The organism is Arthrobacter sp. Y3221157, from assembly GCF_059089865.1.
The window spans coordinates 66,685-89,029 of sequence record NZ_JBNHFD010000006.1; the positions used below are offsets into that span (position 1 = coordinate 66,685).

General features: G+C 67.8%; 23 protein-coding genes and 2 pseudogenes. 11 read left to right on the forward strand and 14 right to left on the reverse strand.

From position 1 onward, the window contains the following. Positions 1–61: 61 nt before the first annotated feature. Positions 62–391 carry a DUF6457 domain-containing protein gene (locus AC5RTT_RS03605; protein WP_494144035.1) on the reverse strand — a complete coding sequence of 110 codons (330 nt, stop codon included), beginning with the start codon at positions 389–391 and terminating at the stop codon, positions 62–64. Between the two features lie 164 nt (positions 392–555). Between AC5RTT_RS03605 and AC5RTT_RS03610 the strand changes: the two genes are divergently transcribed. From AC5RTT_RS03610 to AC5RTT_RS03630, 5 genes and pseudogenes are all read left to right on the forward strand, one after another. Further along, positions 556–906, forward strand: coding sequence for a GNAT family N-acetyltransferase (locus tag AC5RTT_RS03610; RefSeq protein ID WP_494011628.1), 351 nt, complete (start codon positions 556–558; stop codon positions 904–906). Between the two features lie 240 nt (positions 907–1,146). Then, positions 1,147–1,989 (forward strand): serine hydrolase, encoded by an 843-nt coding sequence (locus tag AC5RTT_RS03615; RefSeq protein WP_494144036.1) that lies wholly within the window; start codon positions 1,147–1,149, stop codon positions 1,987–1,989. Between the two features lie 73 nt (positions 1,990–2,062). Continuing rightward, positions 2,063–3,436 carry an MFS transporter gene (locus AC5RTT_RS03620; RefSeq protein WP_494144037.1) on the forward strand — a complete coding sequence of 458 codons (1,374 nt, stop codon included), beginning with the start codon at positions 2,063–2,065 and terminating at the stop codon, positions 3,434–3,436. 41 nt (positions 3,437–3,477) lie between these two features. Further along, a pseudogene (locus AC5RTT_RS03625) lies at positions 3,478–4,213 on the forward strand (dienelactone hydrolase family protein). Between the two features lie 23 nt (positions 4,214–4,236). Continuing rightward, positions 4,237–4,443: a hypothetical protein gene (locus AC5RTT_RS03630; RefSeq protein ID WP_494011624.1), complete on the forward strand. Its 207-nt coding sequence runs from the start codon at positions 4,237–4,239 to the stop codon at positions 4,441–4,443. A gap of 60 nt (positions 4,444–4,503) precedes the next feature. Here the strand turns inward: AC5RTT_RS03630 and AC5RTT_RS03635 are convergent, their stop codons facing one another. From AC5RTT_RS03635 to AC5RTT_RS03645, 3 genes are all read right to left on the reverse strand, one after another. Continuing rightward, a complete protein-coding gene (locus AC5RTT_RS03635) occupies positions 4,504–5,256 on the reverse strand; it encodes an ArsR/SmtB family transcription factor (RefSeq protein ID WP_494144038.1) in 753 nt (250 codons plus the stop codon). A 74-nt stretch (positions 5,257–5,330) separates the two neighbouring features. After that, positions 5,331–6,752, reverse strand: coding sequence for an FAD-binding oxidoreductase (locus AC5RTT_RS03640; protein ID WP_494052878.1), 1,422 nt, complete (start codon positions 6,750–6,752; stop codon positions 5,331–5,333). Positions 6,753–6,905: 153 nt separating this feature from the next. Beyond that, the gene (locus AC5RTT_RS03645) at positions 6,906–7,313 is read right to left on the reverse strand and encodes a DUF1304 family protein (RefSeq protein WP_494052879.1); all 408 of its coding nucleotides are present in this window, start codon (positions 7,311–7,313) and stop codon (positions 6,906–6,908) included. 85 nt (positions 7,314–7,398) lie between these two features. Here AC5RTT_RS03645 and AC5RTT_RS03650 point away from each other — a divergent pair, with 85 nt between their 5' ends. Both AC5RTT_RS03650 and AC5RTT_RS03655 read left to right on the forward strand, forming a co-directional pair. Continuing rightward, positions 7,399–8,433 carry a helix-turn-helix transcriptional regulator gene (locus tag AC5RTT_RS03650; RefSeq protein ID WP_494144039.1) on the forward strand — a complete coding sequence of 345 codons (1,035 nt, stop codon included), beginning with the start codon at positions 7,399–7,401 and terminating at the stop codon, positions 8,431–8,433. Between the two features lie 35 nt (positions 8,434–8,468). Beyond that, a complete protein-coding gene (locus AC5RTT_RS03655; protein WP_494144040.1) occupies positions 8,469–9,467 on the forward strand; it encodes a phosphotransferase in 999 nt (332 codons plus the stop codon). On the opposite strand, the gene AC5RTT_RS03660 is transcribed toward AC5RTT_RS03655, so the two are convergent. Next, positions 9,464–10,708, reverse strand: coding sequence for an MFS transporter (locus AC5RTT_RS03660; protein WP_494144041.1), 1,245 nt, complete (start codon positions 10,706–10,708; stop codon positions 9,464–9,466). The two genes, AC5RTT_RS03655 and AC5RTT_RS03660, sit on opposite strands and share 4 nt — an antisense overlap. Before the next feature lie 130 nt (positions 10,709–10,838). Further along, positions 10,839–11,582, reverse strand: a complete 744-nt coding sequence (locus AC5RTT_RS03665; protein ID WP_494052883.1) for a FadR/GntR family transcriptional regulator — start codon at positions 11,580–11,582, stop codon at positions 10,839–10,841. Positions 11,583–11,645: 63 nt separating this feature from the next. On the opposite strand from AC5RTT_RS03665, the gene AC5RTT_RS03670 reads away from it, so the two are divergent. Then, positions 11,646–12,560, forward strand: a complete 915-nt coding sequence (locus AC5RTT_RS03670; protein WP_494144042.1) for a carbon-nitrogen hydrolase family protein — start codon at positions 11,646–11,648, stop codon at positions 12,558–12,560. Here the strand turns inward: AC5RTT_RS03670 and AC5RTT_RS03675 are convergent. After that, the gene (locus tag AC5RTT_RS03675) at positions 12,557–12,736 is read right to left on the reverse strand and encodes a hypothetical protein (RefSeq protein WP_494144043.1); all 180 of its coding nucleotides are present in this window, start codon (positions 12,734–12,736) and stop codon (positions 12,557–12,559) included. The genes AC5RTT_RS03670 and AC5RTT_RS03675 overlap by 4 nt on opposite strands. On the opposite strand from AC5RTT_RS03675, the pseudogene AC5RTT_RS03680 reads away from it, so the two are divergent. From AC5RTT_RS03680 to AC5RTT_RS03690, 3 genes and pseudogenes are all read left to right on the forward strand, one after another. Next, positions 12,669–12,935: pseudogene (locus tag AC5RTT_RS03680) on the forward strand (Putrescine importer PuuP); the annotation flags it as partial. The gene AC5RTT_RS03675 and the pseudogene AC5RTT_RS03680 overlap by 68 nt on opposite strands. A gap of 64 nt (positions 12,936–12,999) precedes the next feature. Then, a complete protein-coding gene (locus tag AC5RTT_RS03685) occupies positions 13,000–13,902 on the forward strand; it encodes an APC family permease (RefSeq protein WP_494144044.1) in 903 nt (300 codons plus the stop codon). 35 nt (positions 13,903–13,937) lie between these two features. Continuing rightward, a complete protein-coding gene (locus tag AC5RTT_RS03690; RefSeq protein WP_494144055.1) occupies positions 13,938–14,717 on the forward strand; it encodes a carbon-nitrogen hydrolase family protein in 780 nt (259 codons plus the stop codon). 33 nt (positions 14,718–14,750) lie between these two features. On the opposite strand, the gene AC5RTT_RS03695 is transcribed toward AC5RTT_RS03690, so the two are convergent. From AC5RTT_RS03695 to AC5RTT_RS03725, 7 genes are all read right to left on the reverse strand, one after another. Continuing rightward, positions 14,751–16,025, reverse strand: coding sequence for an AGE family epimerase/isomerase (locus tag AC5RTT_RS03695; RefSeq protein ID WP_494144045.1), 1,275 nt, complete (start codon positions 16,023–16,025; stop codon positions 14,751–14,753). Positions 16,026–16,069: 44 nt separating this feature from the next. Further along, positions 16,070–16,813 (reverse strand): sulfite exporter TauE/SafE family protein, encoded by a 744-nt coding sequence (locus AC5RTT_RS03700; protein ID WP_494144046.1) that lies wholly within the window; start codon positions 16,811–16,813, stop codon positions 16,070–16,072. Then, the gene (locus AC5RTT_RS03705) at positions 16,814–18,253 is read right to left on the reverse strand and encodes an NAD-dependent succinate-semialdehyde dehydrogenase (RefSeq protein WP_494144047.1); all 1,440 of its coding nucleotides are present in this window, start codon (positions 18,251–18,253) and stop codon (positions 16,814–16,816) included. Positions 18,254–18,293: 40 nt separating this feature from the next. Then, the gene (locus tag AC5RTT_RS03710) at positions 18,294–19,109 is read right to left on the reverse strand and encodes a carbohydrate ABC transporter permease (protein WP_494144048.1); all 816 of its coding nucleotides are present in this window, start codon (positions 19,107–19,109) and stop codon (positions 18,294–18,296) included. Positions 19,110–19,113: 4 nt separating this feature from the next. Next, positions 19,114–20,076 carry a carbohydrate ABC transporter permease gene (locus AC5RTT_RS03715; protein WP_494011609.1) on the reverse strand — a complete coding sequence of 321 codons (963 nt, stop codon included), beginning with the start codon at positions 20,074–20,076 and terminating at the stop codon, positions 19,114–19,116. Further along, positions 20,073–21,359, reverse strand: coding sequence for an ABC transporter substrate-binding protein (locus AC5RTT_RS03720; RefSeq protein ID WP_494144049.1), 1,287 nt, complete (start codon positions 21,357–21,359; stop codon positions 20,073–20,075). Before AC5RTT_RS03720 ends, AC5RTT_RS03715 begins: the two co-directional genes overlap by 4 nt. 96 nt (positions 21,360–21,455) lie before the next feature. Then, entirely contained in the window at positions 21,456–22,340 is an 885-nt protein-coding gene (locus AC5RTT_RS03725; RefSeq protein ID WP_494144050.1) for an aldolase, read from the reverse strand. Positions 22,341–22,345: the final 5 nt, after the last annotated feature.

Consider the following 22,345-nt stretch of genomic DNA (forward strand, 5'->3'; position numbering starts at 1 on the left):
GTAGAGACTTTTCCCCATGGCATTCGGCGGGGAGTCGTCCATCAGGCGGGGATGTCGCCTGTTACTGTGCGGTGTCCGCCCAGCCGCGGCTGGCGGGACCGCCGTCTTGCCCGTCCTCGCACAGCTGGAAAGCGGTCCGGGCGGCCTTTTCCACGGCAGCCGCCGAGGCCTCCCTGGTCCCGGCGCTGCCCGTCCCGGCGTCCAGCCCGGCAGCATAGCCGACCAGGAACGTGGTGACCGGCGCCGCCGCGTGGATGACGTTGTCCGCGGACTTGCGGGCAAGGTCCAGGAGCAGTTCGTGGTCCACTTTCATGTCCAGGATCTGGAGGGCCTGCGCCAGCCGGTTGCTCCACTGGTCCAGTACCTGTGCCTCGTCGTCGTTGACTGCCATGGTCCGCTCCTTGCCATCGAAATGTGCCGGTATTGCTGTCCGGTGCCGACACTACAAGGCTTTGGAACGGAAGTCACCGGGGTGCAGGCCCCCAGTGCGGAAATAGAGACGCAGCTGACCGGGTTACGCTGTCCAGAGGCCGCACTTCATCGAAGGAGATCCCCTTGAGTGACATCACCGTCCGACACAACGCCGAGCGCGAACGTTTCGAGATCCTCGACGCCGGGAACGTGATCGGGAAGGCTGCGTACAAGGCGTACGACGGCGGCGGGTCGCCGCAGCGGATTTTCTACCACACAGTTGTCAACGAGGAATATGGCGGACAGGGCCTGGCCGGCCGGCTGGCCACGGCGGCCCTGGATGAGACGGTCGCCGCCGGAACGGGCATCGTCCCGGTGTGCCCGTTCATCAAGAAGTTCCTGGCCAAGCACCCCGAATACGCCGGCAGCGTGGTGGCGGTGAAGCCTGCGCACCTTGAATTCCTGGACACGGCGCTGGCTGCCCGCGCCCGGTAGCGGCAGCGCCACGACACGCATCGCGTGGATGGTGATTATGCGCGTCCCCGCCCCGGGGCCATGACACTCCGGCGGGCTATCAGCCGGCTCCCAACAACTGGTGATCTAATCGGCATCACATTGCGTGCTGGGGCGTGATGGCCGGATCGTTGAGTTTTGACAGGAGCCCGTAGGCCGGTGCACCCAGTAGAGCCTCGGGTAGAACAGGAAGTTCGCCCCGTCCGCCACGGACGGAGGAAGGTGGCGCTCCTGTTGTGCGCCGTCGCGCTGGTCATCGTAGCCACCATCGCCCTGGCCGTGGTCCGGTCTGAGCCATTCATCGGGACTGCTGCGCCCACGGCCGCCGCCCCCGTCCCGGCCGAGCCGGTAGCTGCCGCCCCTGACTCGCTGCAGGACAAGATTGAGTCCCTCCTCGAAGAGGCCGGCGACTACCGGGTGGGAGTCGCGCTGGCGGACGTCTCGGGCGATGCCGAATTGACGTTCGGTGATACCGGCGTGTTCACGGCCGCCAGCACCGCCAAGCTGATCACCGCGGCAGCCTTCTACCATCTGGTCGAAGCCGGGGAGGCCAGCTTTGATGACCCGATGGGGGATTACGACGCCGCCTTCCAAATGGAGGCCATGGTGAACCAGAGCAACAACGATTCGTGGCTGCTGCTGATGGACGCCGTGGGCTACCCCCGGCTGATCGACTACGCGGCCTCCATCGGCGTCACCTACGATCCCGAACAGAACCTGCTGACCGCCGCAGACATGGCGCTGGTCCTCAAGAAGCTGCATTCGGGGGAACTGCTCAACGAAGCCAACACGGCGGAGCTGCTCGGATACATGGAAGACACCAACAACGACGACCTTATCCCCGCCGGCTCCCGCGCCGGCATCGAGGTGCAGCACAAATACGGGGAGATGGACGGGGAACTCCATGACGCCGCGCTCCTGACCTACCGTGGCTCCACCTTCGCGCTGGTGATCTACACCGAGAATCCCGAGGGCTTCGAGGAACCGGAACAGGCGGAGCTGATCCGGGAGCTGACAGGCGCGGTTGAGGACGCCCTGTTCCCGCTGACCCCGGCCGGGAAGTAAGAGCCCCGCGGCCGGAGGACGCTCCCGACCACGAAAGTCGCTTCCCGGCCGCACATTGCACCAGACTGTCACCGTGAGCAACAACCCCCGGACTGCCCTGGCCGTCGCCGGCCTCAGCCTGGGCACGGCACTGAACCCCCTCAACTCCTCCATGATCGCCGTGGCCCTCGTGGTGCTCCGCGCCGATTTCGGGCTCGACGTCGCCGCCGTCACCTGGGTGGTCACGTCCTTCTACCTCGCCTCCGCGGCGGGCCAGCCGGTAATGGGGAGGCTGGCGGACCGGTTCGGACCGCGCCGGATGTTCATGCTGGGCATGGCCCTGGTGGCCGTCACCTGTGCCCTGGCACCGTTCGCCCCGAATTTCGCGCTCCTCTGCGTTGCCCGGGCGGTGATGGCGCTCGGCACAGCCACCGCCTACCCAAGCGCCGTGGTGATGGTGGGTGCCATCGCGCACCGTGCCGGAATGGAACCGGCCCGCCCGCTGGGACGGCTGCAGATGGCAAACACGTCCGCTGCCGCCGTCGGGCCCGTTGTGGGCGGGCTGCTGGTCAGCCTGGTGGGCTGGGAAGCACTGTTCCTGGTCAACGTTCCGCTCGCGCTGGCCGCGCTGCTAGTCGTCCGGCAGGCGGCTCCGCCGGACGAGGCCAGGGAGCGGGGGAGCGTGGCCGAGCTGTTGCGGGACTCCGACATCCCCGGGATCCTGGCATTCGTGGCCGCGCTGATGCTGGTGATGATGGCCGCGCTCAATGTGCTGCCCAGCTACCGCTGGTGGATGCTGGGCGCGGGAACAGTGATCGCTGCCGTCTTCGCCTGGCGCGAGCTCCACTTCACCCGGCCCTTCCTGGACCTTCGCCTGCTGGGGCGGAACCGGCCGCTGATGCTGGTGTACCTGGCGTTCGCGGTGTTCAGCAGCGTCTACTACTTCGTCTTCTTTGGCCTGCCGCAGCTACTGCAGGAAGCCGGCGGCTACGATCCCGGCGTTGTGGGCCTGCTGATGCTGCCGCTGGCCGGGATGTCCGTGGTAGCCACGCCGTGGGCGGTCAAGGCGATGGGAAAGTTCGGGGTACGGCGAGTCCTGCTTGCCGGCGTCGTCCTGCTGACCGCTGCGGCCGGGCTGATGTGGCTGCTGACCGGCAGCCTTGCCATACCGCTGGTGGTGGTGATGACCGCCCTCATGGGCGTGCCCTACGGGACGGTGGGGATTGCCTCCAACCAGGGCATGTTCGTGTCCACCCGGCCGCAGGAGCGGGGAGTGGCGGCGGGGATTTACCAGACGTGCCGGTACGTGGGCGCCATTACCGCCACCGTGATGATCGGCGTCTTCGCGGCCGGCGGGGTGGACCAGGAAAGCTGGGCGCGGATGGTGCTCGCCATGATGGTCCTGTGCGCGGTGACGTTCTGCCTGAGCCTGCTGTGGCGGCAGCGGGAGGCCCAGCACCACCCCTAGGAAGCGTTTGGACGCCGTGCCATGCTGGCCCCATGGGAAACATGATCACTCTGGGAAACGCTGCAACCTCAGTGCAGGCCTATGTTGCTGAGCCCCCGGGAACACCCAAGGGCGGCCTGGTGGTGGTGCATGAGGTGTGGGGCCTGGTGGACCACATCAAGGACGTCGCGGACCGGTATGCCGCGGCAGGCTACCTGGTGGTCGCGCCGGACCTGCTGTCCGGAGCCGGGGGCGTGCCGGACCTGAGCGGGGAGCTTCAAAAAGCGGTGTTCGACCCCGAACAGCGCAGCAACGCGCAGCCCCGAATGCGGAAGCACATGGCGCCAATGCGCTCGCCGGAATATGCCAAGCACGCCGTTGCCGGCCTCCGGACCTGTTTCGAACACCTGGATGGTGTGCCGGGACTGGCCGGCCGAGTTGCCGCGACGGGCTTCTGCCTGGGCGGGACCTACACCTTTTCCCTGGCCGCAGCCGAACCCAGGCTGCGTGCGGCCGTTCCCTTCTACGGCCACGCCGAGTTCAAAGACGCGGGAGCTCGGAGCCATCGCCTGTCCGGTCCTGGCGTTCTACGGGGGGAAGGATACTGCCCTGATGGAGGAGCTGCCCGGGCTGAAGCGGCGGATGGCGGCAGCGGGCGTGGATTTTGAAACCGTGGTGTATCCGGAGACGGGCCATGCCTTCTTCAATGACACCAACAGGTACACCTACAACGCCGAAGCTGCGGCCGACGCATGGAACCGGACCCTCTCGTTCCTGGACAGAAGCCTCAGGGACTAGCACGCCGGGATTATCGTGGACGTATGGACTCTCCGAAGGTTCAGCTGTACCTGGATATCGCCGCCAAGGGATTGGGCATCATCGGTGTTGCGCTGATGATCTTCACCCGGGGCGGCTGGTTCTATGTTGGGGTGGCCGCGGTGGTCCTGGGCGTGCTGTTCATGGGCGGCTCCCTGGTGGCCAGCCGGAAGCTGCGCCAGCGCAGGTGGGACGGCACGCGGCGGACCTGAGCCCGCCGCGTCCCTGCGAAAGTAGCGGCTGCCGTACCGGAACGCCGCCGTCGTCGAGCCCTAGGTGTACATCAGCGAGCCGGGCGTGGTGAACTTCTGTCCCGTTTCCAGCCAGGTCTTCAGGCCGGACAGGATCATCGGCCAGCCGCCGTAGAGCTGCTCGTTGGCGCCTTCGCGGAGGTCGCTGTGGGTGACGGTCAGCCGGCATGAGTCGCCCACGGGTTCGATCCCCCACGTGATCTTGGAGGTCCCCTCGGCCTTGACGTCCTCGCCCCACAGCGCCCGCATGGTCTGGACGAGCCGGCGGGGCGGGTCCACTTCCAGGTTTTCGCCTTCACCCAGCGGTGCGTCAGCCTTGACGTTGTTCATCACAAAGCGACCGCCCGGCGTCCAGTCTGACTCAATGGTGTTCCCGAACTGGTACTTGCTGCGGATGTCGCTGTCCGTGATGGCTTCCCACAGCCGCTCGGGTGTGGTCTTGATGTAAATCTCGAAGATCTTTTCCATGGGACTTTCCAATCTGGATTTGAGGTCGCTGAGGCCAGCGGCCCATGGTTCTGCGTATTTGCTCACCCAACGGTCGTGGACCAGGCGGATGGGTACCGGGTTCAGGAAGTGCAGCTTTTCCCGTCCCCGACGGCGGGTCACCACCAGGCCCGCATCCTCCAGCAGGCGGAGGTGCTTGGCGATCCCGAACCGGGTCATGGCGAACCGTGCCTCAAGTGCGCTCAGGGTTTGGCCATCCTCCCGGAACAGCTCATCCAGGAGGTCCCGGCGGGTGGGGTCGGCGAGTGCTTTGAACACGTCGTCCATGCCTTCATCATAGGTGACCAAATGGTCACATATCAAGAGGTCCCATTGCTCTTCCCGTCCGCGGCGGGGCCTCACTACGGGGCGGTGGACGGCTGGCGGGGCTGGATGTTGTGGTTTCGGCTGAAGAGGTTGCCGGGGTCGTACCGCTGCTTGAGGCCGATGAGGTTGTCGTACTTGTCCGCACCGTAGGTCAGGCGTGCGGCGTGCGGGTCCTGGCGGGTTTCGCCGCCCAGGAAATTCAGGTATTCACCCTGTTCCGCGAAGGGCTGCATCCGTGCGTGTGCCTGCCGCGCAAACTCGGTGAGGCGTACGTCGTCGTCCGCGTCGGACCAGAAGCCGTAGACGTTCAGCAGGAACCTCGAGGACCTGTTGGGGTAGGCGGTGGACTCCTCCGGGACCCGGCTGAAGGCTCCGCCCAGGAGGTGGATGTCGATCCCGGTGCCCCGCCACTGCACCTCGGAGGCAATACCTGCCACCACGTCGATGACTTCCCCGTCCAACCGGGAGAAGGAGACGTTCTTCCAGTAGCCCCGTGAGCCGGTGGGGAAGAGGCTGTCCATGGCGCTTTGCCACTCGATCCAGGAAACCGGGCCCACCTCCTCCTGGTCCGGCGGCGCGAGTTTCCGCAACTGATCGATGAGGTCCAGTCCGGGCTGGTGGTCGGTGCCCGCCCAGGCGCACCCGATGACCATCCAGACGGCGTCGCCCAGTCCGAACTCCGCAGGAAAAGCGATGAAGCTGACAATCGGGTTCATCTCGTCCGGCAGGTCCCGGGTCCAAGTCTCGAAACCGGCCAGGGCGTCCTTCCAGTGCTCGGGAGCATAGAAGAGGTTCCCGCCCAGGACGGGCTGGGGAAGCGGCCGGGCACGGAACGTGAAGGAGGAAACGACGCCGAAATTGCCGCCGCCGCCGCGCACTCCCCAGAAAAGCTCAGCGTTTTCATGCTCACTCGCGCGGAGGTGGTCGCCGGCGGCCGTGACGATGTGCACCGAGTTCAGGTTGTCGAGCGCCAGCCCGTTGCTCCGCGTGAGCCAGCCGACGCCGCCCCCGAGAGTAAGCCCGGCGATGCCCGTGGCGCTGATGACCCCGATGGGGACCGCCAGGCCGTGCTCCACCGTCGCCCTGTCCACGTCCGCCAGGGTTGCGCCCGGCTCCACGGTGACCAGGCGCGTAACCGGATCCACGGCTACCTCACGCAGCCTGCTCAGGTCCAGGACCAGGCCGCCCTCCACGCTGCCGTGCCCGGCCACATTGTGTCCGCCGCCCCGGACCGCCAGCACCAGGCCGGTGCTGCGGGCTGCGGCCAGGACGGGGTCGATGTCCGCCACGGAACCGGCCAGGGCAATGGCCCGGGGATGCAGGTCATGCATGCCGTTCCAAACCCGGCGCGCGTCCTCGTAGCCGGCGTCGCCGGGCTGGAGCAGGCTGCCGCTGAGCTGGCTGCGCAACCCTTCCAGTGCCTGGGTGATCTGGTCTTCTGAACGGCCTTGTTCCATGGTCTGACCTCGCCGGATACAGTGCCGGGTCCTCACCGATCCGGCCGGGATGAACGTGGAGTACGCACCTTGAACGGGTGCGATTGGCAACGGCACTCCAAGTATCTGGCGGCCCCCCGGGGCGGTCAATAGCGTGTGCCCGGTGCCGGACGCCTATGGCCCCAGGGGCAGGAAAACCAGGGCGAGCAGGGCCGGCAGCGTGGCGGCCAGCGTGCCAGGGACGCTCTCCCATTTCTTCGGATAGTGTCCCTGCAGGTCCGCCAGCAGCATGGTGGGTGCGGTGAGCACCATGTTGAGGCAGCAGTAGACCACCAGGGTGTAGCCCACTACCAGTTCACCAATGTTCACGGCCACCAGCCCGGCAACCACGCCCAGCGCGACCACCAGGTTCCTGTAGCCGGTGGGGATGGCCCACATCATCACGGCGGGGACGTTTTCCGGCGGCGTGCTCAGGAACTTCTGCGCCCACGGTTTTCGCCTCAGCAGGAAACTCTCCACCGGAAACACGCCGACGTAGACCACCACCGCCAGCACCGCGAATACCTGGGACACCATGTTCATGCTCGAAGGCTAGGCGCAGCCAGCGCAATGTCCCATCCCCAAAACAGGGGATTGCAGGCCGTCCCCGGCGGCGGATACTGGACCTATGTGGGAGGAGCGCGCGGAGCGTGCCCGCCGGGAAATCGCGGTGCTTGCTGCCGGTGGACTGGATCTGGCGGACCTCTACCGCGCCGCCCTCGGGCTGGTGCGGCAGTCGGTGCCGTTCGACCAGGCCTGCTGGGCCGGCGTCGACCCTGAAAATATGGTGATGAACTCCGTGACCAACTGGCGGCCCTGGCCCGTCACGGACGAGTACGCTATCCGCTTTGCCCAGTCCGAATATGAGGGCACCGAACCCAACACCTTCGCCCGGCTCGCCCTGCGTCCCGTTCCGGTGGCACGGATCTCCGACGCCCCCAGGCATGAGGTGGCCGGCAGCGTGCGGGTGAACGACCTGCTGCGTCCCATTGGCCTAGTGCACGAGCTCCGCGGAGCGTTCCGGGTGGACCAATCGTGCTGGGGCGTGGGCAGCCTCTTCCGGGAAGGCGGCCGGGACTTCAGCGACCGCGAGGTGGAATTCCTGGCTGCCGTCACCGCCGCGCTCGTCGCCGCCACCCGTGTCGCGGCTCGGGTGCGAAACCAGCTGTGGCAGCCCGATGGACCCGTGATTGTCCTGGCCGGTGAGCACGGCGAGCTGCGGGCAGCGACGCCGGCCGCGGTCTCGTGGCTCAAGGACCTGGACGACGCCGCCCCCGGCCAGTTCAGCATGGTGCTGTTCGCGGTGGTCGCCCAGGCAAAAGCCGCGCCCTCCGGCACGGCCCGGGCCCGCATGCGGGACGCCGGCGGCAGCTGGGTGGTCCTGCAGGCCAGCCGGCTGATCACCGGCGACGATCCCCGGCAGATGGTAGTGACCGTGGAGCCCGCGTCCACCCGCCAGGTGCTCACCCTGCTGCTCTCGGCCTACGGCCTGACGCCCCGCGAACAGGAGGTCTGCCTGGAGCTCATGTCCGGCAACTCCAGCGCTGCCATAGCCGGGCACCTGTTCATCTCCCCGCACACCGTGCACGACCACCTGAAATCGATCTTTGGGAAGGTGGGAGTGGGCAGCCGGGGTGAGCTGTTGGCGAGGCTGTCCGCGTGACAAGATCTGTAGCCAGGACATGTAAAGATTTCTCCATGTTGCCTCTGAGCCAGATCGCATCGCTGCGGGACACCGTAGATCACGAATGGCGCTCGCCGGTTGCCGATGCCGTGGGTGAGCGGTGGGGCATGCCCGAGGGCACTCTCCGCTTTTGGCGTTCGTCCGCGGCCCACGTGTTCGTTGCCCCGCCGGGAGCCGATCCCCGGGGGGTCCTTTACGCGCGGTTCGCGCCGGCAACAGAGCCTGCAGGAGGCCGACTTGCCCGCGGCTCGCGGTTCCATTCGCGTCTGGCGGCTGCCGGTGCCGCCGTCGCGCCATCCTTCCCCTCCCTGGCAGGCGCCGCCCTGGAGCTGGTGCGCACTCCGCTCGGGGACATGTACGCCAGCGTGGCAGGCAAGGTGGACGGCGATGAGCTGGACGTTGAAGGGATCGACGCCGGTGCTGCCGCGGCTTGGGGCGCGGCGCTGGGAGCCTTCCAGGACGCCGCGGGCCCCCTGGCCGTTCCACTTCAACCGGACGCGCCGGCACCGTTCGACGCCCTGGCCGAAGCAGCGTCCGTGATGGCGGATCCGGAACTGGAGGAGGCGGCGAAGCGCCTGGCCGGGCTCATGGCCGCCGGTCCGGCGGTGCCGCTGGTGATGGGCCATGGCGACTTCGAACTGGACAACCTCCGCTGGACCGGCAGGGGATTTACAGGCTTCGACTTCGACGAAGCCAGGGTAATGACGGCTGCGGCGGATGTGGCCTCGGCGGCGCGGGACCTGCTGGGACCGCAGCCCGGATTCCCGGAATATCCGGAGCTCCTCGTGGCCTTCCTCGACGGCTACCAGTGGGCGTCAGGCATCGGGCTCGGGCCGCGGGAACTGGTCCTGCCCCGGGCAGACTTTGCCGCGCAGCAGCTGCTGGAGGCTCCCCGTGTCCTGGACACTAACCCGGCTGGCCCCGGCTGGCTGCACGATCTGGCCGGCTCCCTGCGTGTTCACTACGGGAGCCAGCGCAATATCCTGCTGGCGACGGCGGAGGTGTTGGCCTAGGCGGGATCCTTCACCTTGGCCGCCGTCACCGGCCGCGGCTCCAGCCACACCTGCTCCCGCGGTCCCGGCGGGTAGGCATGCCGCTTGCCGGCAAGGGTGATGGCCAGCGCCGCCACCACCGGCAGTGCTGCGGCAACCGGAACCAGCAGCGGGCCGCCGGCAACCACGGCGCCGGAGCCATACAGTGCACCGACGGTGATGCCCAGCTGGATGGTGAGCACGGTCAGTCCGTTGGCCGCCTCCTGGTACTCGCCGCCGGCGCGAAGGATGGCCGCCTGGTTGTAGATGCCGATTGCTCCTAGTCCCGCGCCCCAGACCGTCATCAGCACAAGGGCCAGCGGAAGGTTGCCCGAAGCCAAAGGCAACAGGAACATCGATGCGGCGATTGCCGCCGTCGTGATGATCAGCGATCGCCGCGGATGCGAGTCCACGGTGAGGCCCGCCACCCAGATGCCCAGCAGGCCCGAGGCGCCGAGGACGGTCAGGGAAAGGCTGATGGCGTAGTCCGGCAGGCCGGCATCGCGCACGAACGGGGCGATGTAGGTGAACAGCGCGAAGTGCGCCAGGACTAGCATAGGCCAGGCGGTGGCCACCGCCTTCACTCCGGGCTGGCTGACGGCACGGCGCATGGAGGGCCGGGCGGCGTCGGAGATCCGCTGGACCCGCGGCAGGAGGAAGAAAGCCAGGACCGCCAGGACCAGGCCGAATCCCGCCAGCACCAGGAATCCGGCCCGCCAGCCGAGGAACCCGCCGAGCGCGGTACCCAGCGGCGCGCCGATGGCCAGCCCCAGGCTGTTGCCGCTGAATACGATGGCCAGGGCCTTGCCCACCTTGTCCGCCGGAACCACCCTCGTGACGAACGGCGCCATGGTGGTCCAGAGCAGGCCATGCGCCAGTCCGCCCACCATCCGGGCGATCATCGCCGTCGTAAAATCCGGGGCGAGGCCCACCCAGGCGTTGCTGGCCGCGAACGTGACCACCAGGCCCACCAGCAGGGCATGCCGGGGGATCCCCGCCAGCAGCCGCGCGGCCGGAACCACCGTGACCACAATGACGGCGGCGTAGGCGGCGGCAAGGTAGCCGGCCACGGGCTCGGATACGTTCAGGCCGCTGCTGATCTGCGGCAGCAGGCCGGAGGGCAGGAGCTCCGTGGTGATGGCCGTAAAGGCGATGGTGGCCAGGACCGCCATCGCGGCATAGGGGAATCGGGCAGGGGCAGGCGCGGGCATCGCGGAAGGCATGCGAAGGGGGTCCATTCAAGGGGGAGGGAGTGGAACGCGGCGTTGCTGGCCGGACAAATTCCTTCCTTAAATTTACAGGACCGGGACCGCTGTCACGTACATGACAAGGTCCTCCTGCGCGCCTCCCCGGCTACGTCCCGGCCGTGCCTGCCAGCCCCATGAACATGGTTCGGTGCAGGATGTCCACGTGCCGCCGGGAGACCTCCACCGCTGCCGGGACATCGCCGTTCCGGAGGGCCTTGACGAGTTCGATGTGGTCCTGGTTGGACTTGTGCAGCAGGTCGATGGGATAGGGGATGAAGTAGTCGTACAGTTCCGCGAGGGTCTCGTGGTAGACCCCGACGGCGGTCCCCAGCCCCGAGGAGGATCCCACCAGCTGGTGGAACTGCTCGTCCGACTGGTGGTAGTCGGACCAGTTGGCTGCTGCGGCCATGTCCCGGGTCAGCCGTTCCAGCTCGTCCAGCTGTTCCACGGTGGCGTTGATGGCGGCGTAGTGGGTGACGGCGCACTCGAACAGCAGCCGCCGGTCCACCAGCTCGTTGACCGCCTGGGACTCGGCCGGGGAGGCCGAAAGCTCCGCGAGGACGTCGCGCGGCGGATGGTCGGCTACGAAGGTTCCGCCCCCGCGGCCCCGGCGGCGCACCAGCACGCCCTGTTCGGCGAGGCTGGCAAGTGCCCGGCGCGCGGTGATGGGGCTGACCGAGAGGCCCAGTGCCACGTCCTCCTGGTCCGGCAGCCGCTCGCCCGGCTTGAGCAGCCCCAGGGAGATGGCCATGCCGATCCGGAGCCGCACCGCGTCGATCGCGCTGCGGCGGTCCATGCCGGTGAGCGCGGATGAACCAATGGCGGAAGTCTCCTCCACATGGGGCGTCATACCCGCTACTTTACGGTCCAAATCTGCGCCCTTCCGTTTATTTGATCATTCTGATCTAATATAGTGCAGATCACAGCCCCTTCCATGGAGAACACCATGCACCGCGTCCTTCCCCTCCTCGCCGCCCAGGCCCCGCCCCGGCTGATCGGCGAACCAATATCCGCCTTCGCCGCAGAGGTCCAGGCAGCCCTGGACACCAAGCCCCCCCATACCAAAATGCTGGTGTTCCCCGAGCTTCACCTCTTCGGTGACTCCTTTCCGGACCAGCAGCGCACCGCGGTCCTGCGCGACTCGGCCGAGCCCCTGGACGGAACGCGCGTCAAGGAGCTGCGGGAACTCGCCGCCGACCTGAAGATCTGGCTAGTGCCAGGCAGCGTCTGCGAGCGCGGGCCCGAAGGCCAACTGTTCAACACCCAGCTGGTGCTGTCCCCGGAGGGGGAGCTCGCCGGCTACTACCGGAAGATTTTCCCGTGGCGCCCGTTCGAGCCCTACGATCCCGGCGACCGGTTCACCACCGTGGACCTGCCCGGCATCGGACGCGTCGGGCTGAACATCTGCTACGACGCCTGGTACCCGGAAGTGTCCCGCCAGCTCGCCTGGATGGGCGCCGACGTAATCCTCAACGTCGTCAAAACCACCACCCCGGACCGCAAACAGGAACTGATCCTCGCCAAGGCCAACGCCATCGTCAACCAGGTGTTTATGGTCAGCGTCAACTGCGCCGGCCCCACCGGCATGGGCAGAAGCATCATCGTGGACCCGGAGGGCAACACTATCGTCGAGGCCCCCGACGACGCCCCGGTCCTGCTCGCAGCGGAACTGGACCTGGCCGCCGTCGACCGCGTCCGCACGCACGGCACGGAGAACCTCAACCGCCCCTGGTCGCAGTTCCGCGAGGGGGAGCCCGCCGTCGAACTTCCCGTCTACCAAGGCCGGATCAACCCGGCCACCTGGACGCCGCCGTCCTACAAGCCTTAAGGAAACACCGTGACAACAACCCTGACCCGCACGCTGAAGCTGCCCTCGCTGGTCCTGTTCGGGCTGGCGTACCTGACCCCGATCATCGTCCTGGGGATCTTCGGCATCATCGCCGAGACCACCGGTGGCGCCACCCCGTCCGCGTACCTGGTGGCGATGGCCGCCATGCTTTTCACCGCGCACAGCTACGGCCGGATGGCCGTGGCCCACCCCGTGGCTGGTTCCGCTTACACGTACGTCCGCCGGTCCATCGATTCCCGGGTCGGGTTCATGGTGGGCTGGGCGGTGCTGCTGGACTACCTGTTCCTGCCCATGGTCATCTGGCTGATCGGCGGCTCGTACCTGAGCGCGCAGTTCCCCGGCATCCCCATCGGTGTCTGGATTGTGGGCTTCATCCTGGTCACCACTATCCTGAACATCCTGGGCATCAAGGTGGCGGATGATGGCCTTCCAGCTGCTGGTCCTGGTGTTCTTCGTGGCGCTTGCCATCGGCAACGTGGTGTCCGTCAACGGCGCCGGGGGACTGGCCAGCGGGCAGCCGTTCTTCAACGACACGTCCAGCTTCGCCACCATTTCCGCCGGCGCGGCCATTGCCGCGTACTCGTTCCTGGGGTTCGACGCCGTCACCACGCTCACCGAGGAGACCGTGAACCCGCGCCGGACCGTGCCGCGCGCCATTATGCTCGTGGCCCTGATCGGCGGCGGCATCTTCGTGGCGGTGTCCTATGTGACCCAGCTGGTCCACCCGGGTGGCGTGTTCGAGGACTCGGCGTCCGCGGCCAGCTCCATTGCCCTGCAGATCGGCGGGCAGCTGTTCGGCGCCGTGTTCCTGGCCGGCCTGGTGGTGGCGCAGTTCGCCTCCGGCCTCGCCGCGCAGGCCAGCGCCTCCCGCCTGCTGTACGCGATGGGCCGCGACTCCGTCCTGCCCAAGGCCGTCTTCGGCAGGCTCCACCCGAAGTTCCACACCCCGGTGCTGAACCTGGTGGCCACCGGCGCCGTCGGCCTGATCGCGATCTTCCTGGACGTGGCCACATCCACGTCGTTCATCAACTTCGGAGCGTTCACCGCCTTCACGCTGGTCAACGTCTCGGTGGTGTTCCACTACCTCCGCCGGCGGCGGGCCGGGGAGAACATGAACCCGCTGTCCTACGTGGCGGTCCCGGTTGTCGGCGCCGTCATCTGCGCCTACCTGCTCTCCCGGCTGGACAGCAACGCCATTACGCTGGGAGTCTCCTGGCTCATCCTGGGTGCGCTGGTCCTGGCGCTGATCACGCGCGGCTTCAAGGCGGCGCCGCCGGAGATGACGGCCACGGAAAAGGCCACGGTCGAGGCGGGGGTCTAGCACAGGCCTCCGGGAGTGCAACGGGAAGGACAGGCGTGAAGATAGCGCTCGGGCAGCTGGCATCCGGCACGGACATCGCGGCGAACCTCGCGGCCATCGACAGCTTCGCCGCGCAGGCCGCCGCGGACGGCGCCGGCCTGGTGGCCTTCCCGGAGTACGCCACCTACGAAAAGAAGATCGTGGACGCCACGTTCCCGGCGGTGGCCGAGCCGCTGGACGGCCCGGTCTGCCGGGAACTGGCCGCCACCGCCGCCCGCCACCGCATCGCGCTGGTGGCGGGCGTGGTGGAAGCCGCGGAGAATCCGGGGAAGGCCTACAACACCTTGGTGGCATTCGGGCCTGACGGCGGCCGGCTGGCTTCCTACCGCAAGATCCACCTTTTCGACGCGCAGGGCTTCGACGAATCCCGGTTCATCAGCCCCGGCCCGTCCCTGGAGCCGGTGGTCTTCGAGTGCGGCGGGCTGCCGTTCGGCCTGCTGACCTGCTACGACCTGCGGTTCCCGGAACTCGCCAGGGCCCTGGCCGACGCCGGCGCCACCGTCCTGCTGGTCCCCTCGTCGTGGGTGCCGGGCACGCACAAGACCGGGCAGTGGCTGGCCCTCAACGCGGCCCGGGCCATCGAGAACAGCGTCTACGTGGCCGGCGTCTGCCAGGCTCCGCCGGTGTCCGTGGGCCGCAGCGTGCTGGTGGACCCGATGGGCGTGACAGAGGCGGACCTTGGCCTGGAGCCCGGGGTCCGGGTGGTTGAGGTCCTGCCGGAGACGGTGGAGCGGGTGCGCGGACAGTTCCCGATGTTCCGGCAGCGCCGGCTGTAGGCGGAGCCCCGGGACAGCGGCGGGGCTCCGCCCTTAGCGGCCGGCAGGTTCCCTGGCCGGCTCGTTCGCACTGATCCGGGCGTCCAGCAGGCCTGCGGCCACGGCCGGGGCGAGCCCGGGCGCCAGCGGAAGGCGGGGGACCACCAGGCAGTGCCAGAGGTGGTAGATGTCCGCCTTGCCGGACCAGACGGTGGAAGTGACATTGCCGTTCTCGTCGAGCTCCTGCTTCCAGGATCCGTGCTCGTAGTCAATGAACCAGTCGCGGGCATGGTCCCAGATGCGCTCGTACCAGTCCGCGTACTGCTTTTCCCCCGTGGCGATGTACAGGGCCGCAGCCCCTCCGATTGCCTCCGCGGGCACCCAACGGATGCGGGTGGTGACTACGGGCTTCCCTTCCCAGTCCACGGTGTAGACAAAGCCGGGGTGGCCGTCCGGCTGCCAGGCGTCGCGGATGGCGGCGTCGAACAGGCCGCGCGCGTCTTCCAGCAGCCAGGCCGGGACCGCCAGGCCGCGGGCTTCGAGCCCGGCCCGGAGGTGGAGGAGCAGCCGCGCCCACTCAACCCAGTGTCCGGGGGTGCCGCCGTACGCACGGAACTGGCTGGCCCGGTCATCGGTGTTGTACTCCGGCATCGGGTTCCAGTCCGGGTCGAAATGCTCGAACACCCGGTAGTTGTTGTTGCGGGCGAACTGGTGGATGAGCACCTCGGCGATGTGCAGGGCCCGCTCAAGCCAGCGGTTTTCCCCGGTCACGTCGGCCACGATCAGGTACGCCTCCACCGAGTGCATGCTCGCGTTCCCGCCGCGGTACGCCTCCGTTTCGGTGAACTCCCGGTTCCAGGAGTCGAAGCACATGTTGGCCTTGTGGTCCCAGAACTTCGTGTCGGCTACCTGCAGCGCCTTGTCCAGCAGTTCCTGCGCGCCGGGGCGCCCTGCAGCCACGGCGCTGGCAGCGGCGAGGAGCACGAAGGAGTGCTGGTAGCCGGACTTGGTGTCGTTCACCGGGCCGTTTTCGTTGATCTCGGCGTACCAGCCGCCGAACTCGTCATCATGGAAGCCCCCGTTGAGCGCCGCGATGCCGTGGTCTACGAGGGTCCCCGCGCCGGGCCGTCCCAGCAGGGCAGCAACGGAAAAACTGTGGACCATACGCGCGGTAATCCAGAGATGGGTGGGCTTGTCGGCAAACACCTTGCCGTAGTTGTCGAGCCAGCCGAATCCCGTGGGCACCTTCGACGCCGCGGCGAAATTGATCAGCCGGTCGGTCTCGGCCTCGAGCCATCGTGCGTGAGCGGCACTGTTCAGCCACGTCATGTTATTTCCTCTCTCTGATACAGGTGCAGGTGAAATCGTTGGGGTCACCCGGCGGCGTCGAGCACGCCGCGGATGGTGGTGGCGGCCGCCCCCAGGTACGCCAGGATGATCAGCAGGATCTGCGCCGCGCGGGCGGGGACGAACCTTGCGGCGATGTCGCCCAGCACCAGTCCGGCCAGGCAGGCGACGGCGACGCCCACCCACATGCCCCAGGGCAGGGCAGGGAAGGTGGCCGGCGCAGTCACCGCCTTGGAGACCAGGGACAGCGCGCCGATCGTGAAGAAGTACGGCTGCATGGTGGCAGCGAAGGACTTGTGCTGCCACCGGGTGGCGATGGAGTACATGCTGACCGCCGGCCCGCCCACGCCGGCTGCCGTGTTCATGAAGCCGCTCAGGCCGCCGGCGGCCAGGAGATAGCGCCGCCGCGGCGGAAGGGTGGCGGATTTGAGGACCAGCAGGACGGTCAGCCCGACGGCGAGGATCACCCCGATGGAGATCTCCAGGACCGCCGGCGGGATGAGCCGGATCAGGAATGCCGCCGGGATGATGCCGAGCAGCGCCGAGGCCGCCAGCCACAGGTACCGCTGCCAATCGACGTCCCGGACCACGCGGAAGATGATGGCCCCGGCCGTCACAGCGCTGCAGACGTTCACCAGCACTACGCCTTCCACCGGGCCCAGCAGCAGGACCAGGAACGGGGCGGCCACCAGGGCGAAGCCCATGCCGGTGATCCGCTGCATCCCGGCACCCACCACCACGGCGCCCAGCACCAGCCCGGTGGTCAGCACTTACGGCCTCCAGGCCACGTACTGGACCTCCTCGAACTCCTCCAGGCCCAGGCTTGATCCTTCGCGGCCCAGGCCTGACTGCTTGACGCCACCCATGGGTGCGAAGGCCACGGATGGCAGGGGGTCGTTGACGCCCACGATGCCGGCCTCGAGCTGTTCCGGGATCTCCCAGCCGCGCTTCGGGCTGCCGCTCCAGACGTACGCGGCGAGGCCCATTTCGGTGGCGTTGGCCTTCCGGATTGCCTCTTCCTCCGTGGCGAAGGTGACGACGCCGGCCGCCGGGCCGAACACTTCCTCGCCAACCAGCGGGGCGTCGTCGGGAACATCGGCCAGCAGCGTGGGAGCCAGGAAGGACCCCTGGCCCGGCACGTCGGTCCGTTGTGTCACGCGGCGCGCACCGCGATCCAGGGCGTCGTCCACCAGTGCCTGCACGGCGGACACCCGGTCCGCGTCGATGACCGGACCCAGGTCCGGGACCGGCGCACCGCCGTCGGGAACGCCGTGCCCGATGCTCATGGCATCAAAGCGCGCACCAAGCCGTGCCGCGAATTCGTCGGCGATGCTGTCCTGGACCAGGAAGCGGTTGGCCGCCACGCAGGATTGGCCGGTGTTGCGGAGCCTGCCCAGCACGGCGCCTTCGACGGCGGCGTCCAGGTCCGCGTCCTCGAAGACGATGAACGGGGCGTTGCCGCCCAGTTCCAGCAATGGCCGGACCACGCGTTCGGCGGCGGAGGCCATGATCTGCCGGCCCACGCCAGTGGAACCGGTGAAGCTGACGGCCCGCACGGCAGGGTGGGCCAGCAGGGCCGCGGTGACCTCGCGGGAAGGTCCGTGGACCAGGTTGACCACGCCGGCCGGGAACCCGGCGTCGTGCAGGACCTCGAACAGGCCGGTGGCGGCGAGCGGTGCCTTCTCGGACACCCGGCCCACCACGGTGCAGCCGGCGGCGAGCATGGCGGCGAGCTTGCGGGCCTGGATGGACACCGGGAAGTTCCACGGCGTCAGGCTGAGGGCCACGCCGATGGGCTTCCGGCCGCTGAGGTGGCGGCGGCCCTGCAACTCGGGCGGGCTGATGGTGCCGGTGGCACGGCGGACTTCCTCGGCGAACCAGCGGAAGTACTCCACGGAGAAGTCCACCTCGCCCTGGGCCTCCGGGAGCCGCTTGCCGGCCTCCAGGGCCAGGGTGTGCGCGAGTTCGTCGCGGCGTTCTGCCAGGAGGTCGGCGGCGTTGCGCAGCAGGTCGGCCCGGTTCCGGGCCGTGGTGCGGGACCAGGACCCGAACGCCTGCGCAGCGGCGTCGGCGGCCCGGGTAGCGTCCTCGCCGGTGCCCCAGGCCACCTCGCCCACGGTGCTGCCGTTGCCGGGGTCCGTCACGTCCTTCGTGCCGCCGGCGGCGTGCCAGGTGCCGTTCACCAGGTGGCCGGCTGATTTCAAATTCACGGATGATGCCTTTCGTTGGGCGGGCAGGAGACCGGGGTGCTCAGCCCTTGCTGGCGCCGGCGGTGATGCCTGCAACGAAGTACCGCTGCAGGAAGACGTACGCCACCACCACGGGAAGGGAGGCCAGGATGACCCCGGCGAAGAGCAGCGGGTAGTCGGTCTGGAACTCGCCCTGGAAGCTCAGCAGCGCCAGCGGCAGGGTGCGGTTGCCGGGGGACTGGATGAACAGCAGCGGGTAGAGCAGCTCGTTCCAGTGGATGACGAACAGGAAGATCGCGGCGGCGGCGATGGACGGTGCGGACAACGGCAGGGCGATGGAGGCGTAGGTCTTCCAGGGACCGGTCCCGTCGATGGATGATGCTTCGTAGAGCTCCTTGGGCAGGGTCCGCATGAAGCCCCCCAAGATGAAGACGGCGATGGGCAGCGTGGACACTACATTGGCCAGGATCAGGCCGGCCAGGCTGTCCAGCAGCCCCAGCCGGCCGAACAGCACGTACAGCGGCACCATGTTGGCCTGCGCCGGGATGGCCATGCCCAGGACCAGGAAGCCGAAGATGGCCCATGACATGAAGCCCTTCAACCTGGAAATGGCGTAGCCGGCCAGGCTGGCCAGGAACAGGGTGACCGGCACGGATATGGCGGTGACGATCACGCTGTTCATGAAGGACGATCCGAGGTCCTGGCCGCCGATCACCTCCGCGTAGTTGACGGGGGACAGGGACTGCGGCAGGCTGAACGGTCCGGCGAAGAGCTCCTGGGTGGACTTGAAGCTGCCGAAGCCCACTACCGTCAGCGGGACGATGATGATGATTGCGTAGATGCCAAGGATGGCACGGCGGCTGATTGAGGCGAGCATGCTGTCATTCCCCCTTCGGGGTCAGCCGGAGCAGCCGGCGCTGGAGCCAGGTGACCAGGGCGATCATCGCCATGAAGATGATCGACTGGGCGGCGGCGTAGCCGAACTCCGAGTTGGCGAAGGTGCTGTAGATGCGGGTGGAGAGGATGTCCAGGGAGCCCTTGGGCGGGTTGCCCGCGATGCCCAGGATCAGGTCGAAGGCCTTGAACGACTGCACCGTGGTGTAGGCCACCACGATGGCGGTTGCGGGGGCCACGAACGGCCAGGTGATGGACTTGAACTGCTGCCACCGGCCGGCGCCGTCCATTTCCGCGGCCTCGTAAAGCTCACGCGGGATGGACTGCAGGCCGGCGATGTACACCACCATCATCTGCCCGGCGTGGAACCACACCTGGGTGACGGCCACCCAGTACAGGGCCTGCGCGTTGTTGCCCAGGTAGGAACCCTGCAGGGCGTCCAGGCCCACCGCGCCCAGGGCCGAGTTGGCCAGGCCGAAGTTGGGGTCGTAGATGAACTTCCAGATGAAGGCCACGGACACGGAGGACAGGATGGTGGGGAAGAAGAACAGGGCGCGGAGCAGGATGCTGCCGCGGGAATTCTTCGTCAGGAGCAGGGCGAGGACCAGCGAGAACGCCGTTTGCGCGATGACCACCAGCAGCATGAACTTCAGGTTGTTGGTCATCGCGTTGATAAACAGCGAGTCACTGGTGAACGCCCGGACGAAGTTGTCCAGCCCCACGTAGTTGAAGGCCGCGGAGAAGCCGTTCCAGTCCGTGATGGCGTACTGGAAAGCCTGCAGCGTGGGCATCACCAGGAAGAAGGCAATGACGGCGACGGCGGGCAGCGGGAACAGGTACAGCGCCGGATTCACCCGGGTGGGGGACCGGCGGCGCACCTTGGCTGCGTCGGCGCCGGTATGGCGGCGCGGCGTCTTCCGCTTGGCCGCCGTTCCGGTGTGGGTACTCATAGCCGCTCGTCAACAATCTTCTGGGCGGCCTCGGCTGCCTGCTCCGGACTGGTACCGGAGATGACGGCCGTGGCGCTGGCTTCCACCGCGTTGCGGACGTCCAGGTTCAGGAACTGGAACCGGGCGGCCAGGGCGGTGTTCTTCTCCAGCCACGGGCTCAGGCGCTTCAGGTCCGGGTTGGTGTACTCCACGTCCTTCACGGACACGTGCTGTGCCGTCTCGTTGGCGTAGTAGGCGGCGTTTTCCGGCTCGGACAGGAAGTCGATCCACGCCGCGGCGGCCGCCTGGTTCTTGCTGGCGGAGTTGACGCCCAGGATGAACGTTGCGTTGTAGACGCCTTCGTACTTGGCATTGCCGTCCGAGGTGTTGGGGAACACCAGCTCGATGGGGAACTGGGCGCCCAGGCCGCGGACCGCCGCGATGTGGTAGGAACCGGTGGCCAGCATGGCGGCCTTGCCCTGCGAGAACAGGTTCTGCGCCGGCTCCACGGCGGTGCCGGTGGCATTGGGCTGCAGGAACGGGACCAGGTCCTTGTACTGGTTGAGCATCTTGATGAACCAGTCGTCGGTGACCTTCAGCTTGCCCTGCTCAATCTGGGCGGCCATGTCATCCACCGGGCCGTTGTTGGCGATCATGCAGTTGAACAGCTGCCCGCCGTTGCCCACGTCGCCGCCGGGCCAGGAGATGGGCACGACGCCGGAGGACGCCAGTTTCTCGCACATGGCCAGGAAGGAGTCCCAGTCCTTGGGGGCGAGGTCGGCGCCGGCCTTGTCGAACAGGTCCACGTTGGCCATGGGCATGGGGAACACCACCTGGTAGGGCAGGCCCAGGACGTTGTCGCCTGACTTTCCGGCGGAGAGCAGGCTGTCCTCGTAGTTGGAGACGGCTTTGCTGCCCTTGAGGTCGGTGTAGATGCCGGCCTCGGTGAAGTTCTTGAACTGTGCGCCGCGGAAGGTGGCGAACGCGTCGCCGATGGAGCCGCCGCGCAGCTTCTGCAGCGCCTGGGCGTTGTAGTCGTTGGAGGTGGAGATGTCCTGGGCCACCTCCACGCCGTCGTGCATCGCCGCGAACCGCTTGATCAGTTCGTCGAACACTGCCTTGTCCTCGCCGCGCCAGTGGGCGAAGGACACTTTGCCGGTGATGTCGCCGGTGGCCGGTGCGGCCGGGCCGGTGGCGCCGCCGGGGGTGGTGGAGCCGCCCGGTCCGGCGCATGCTGCCGCGGTGGCGCCGAACCCCAGGGCTCCAAGGACGGCGATGGCCTGCCTGCGTGAAATCTGACTCACAATAGTCTCCTCGTTGAGTGTTGCTGTGCCTTATTTGCTGGCTGGAAGGGGGTCACCCGACGGTGACGGGAATCCCCTGGAGGTCGGCGGGTGTGCTCATGCATGCGTCCGCTGGGTGGAGACGACGTCGTCGACCACCGCGCAGAGGCGCTGCAGCCGGCGGATGGCGTCGGTGGACAGGGACTCGACGACGTCGGGGGCGCCGATGCAGGAGGCCCAGACGGCGCGTCCGGAGAGGAAGCCGCTGGCGCCTTCCAGGCAGGCCCACCGCACGGCGTCCGGGAACACGTCCTCGGGGACCCCGGAGGACAGGACCACCCAGGGGCCGTCAATGGCTTTGGTGAGCTCGGCGCAGGCGGCGCGGACTTCGGCTTCGGAGGCCTGGCCCTTGTAGGGGACCTCGGCCTTGTAGAGGTCGGCGCCCAGGCTGCCCAGTTCCTTGGCGGCGGCCAGGATGCCGGCGTTCCAGTCGAAGTCGCCGCCGGCCAGGGGCTTGCGGGAGACCGGTTCGATGATGCTGATCAGGCCGGCGGACTTGCAGCGCTCCACGAACTCTCGGACCATCTCCACCCGGCCTTCGGCGGGCTCGTCGGGGCGGTACAGCACCAACAGCTTCAGCGCCTTCACGCCCAGGGCCGCGTACTTGTGCGGATCCACCAGCCGGTCGATGGTCACCTCGCCCACGAGTTCGCCGTGTGCGGATTCGAAGTGGTCGGCGGAGGCGATGAGGCCGCAGTTCGAGTCCACCACGCCTGCCTCGATGGCCTGGTCCAGGGCGAACTGCCGGTCGATCAGGATGCCGGAGGCGTAGGGGGTGAGGATGCGGGCGGCCTCGAGTTTGAAGTTCCGGAGGTCCTCGTCCGTGACGGGCTGGTCCGTGTGCTCGGCGAACATGTTGCGCATGGCTTCGCGCTGGTCCACGGCGAGCATGGCGAACGCGCCGGACGGGCGTTGCAGCGGGGAAAGGTCTGTGGGGCTCATGGGCT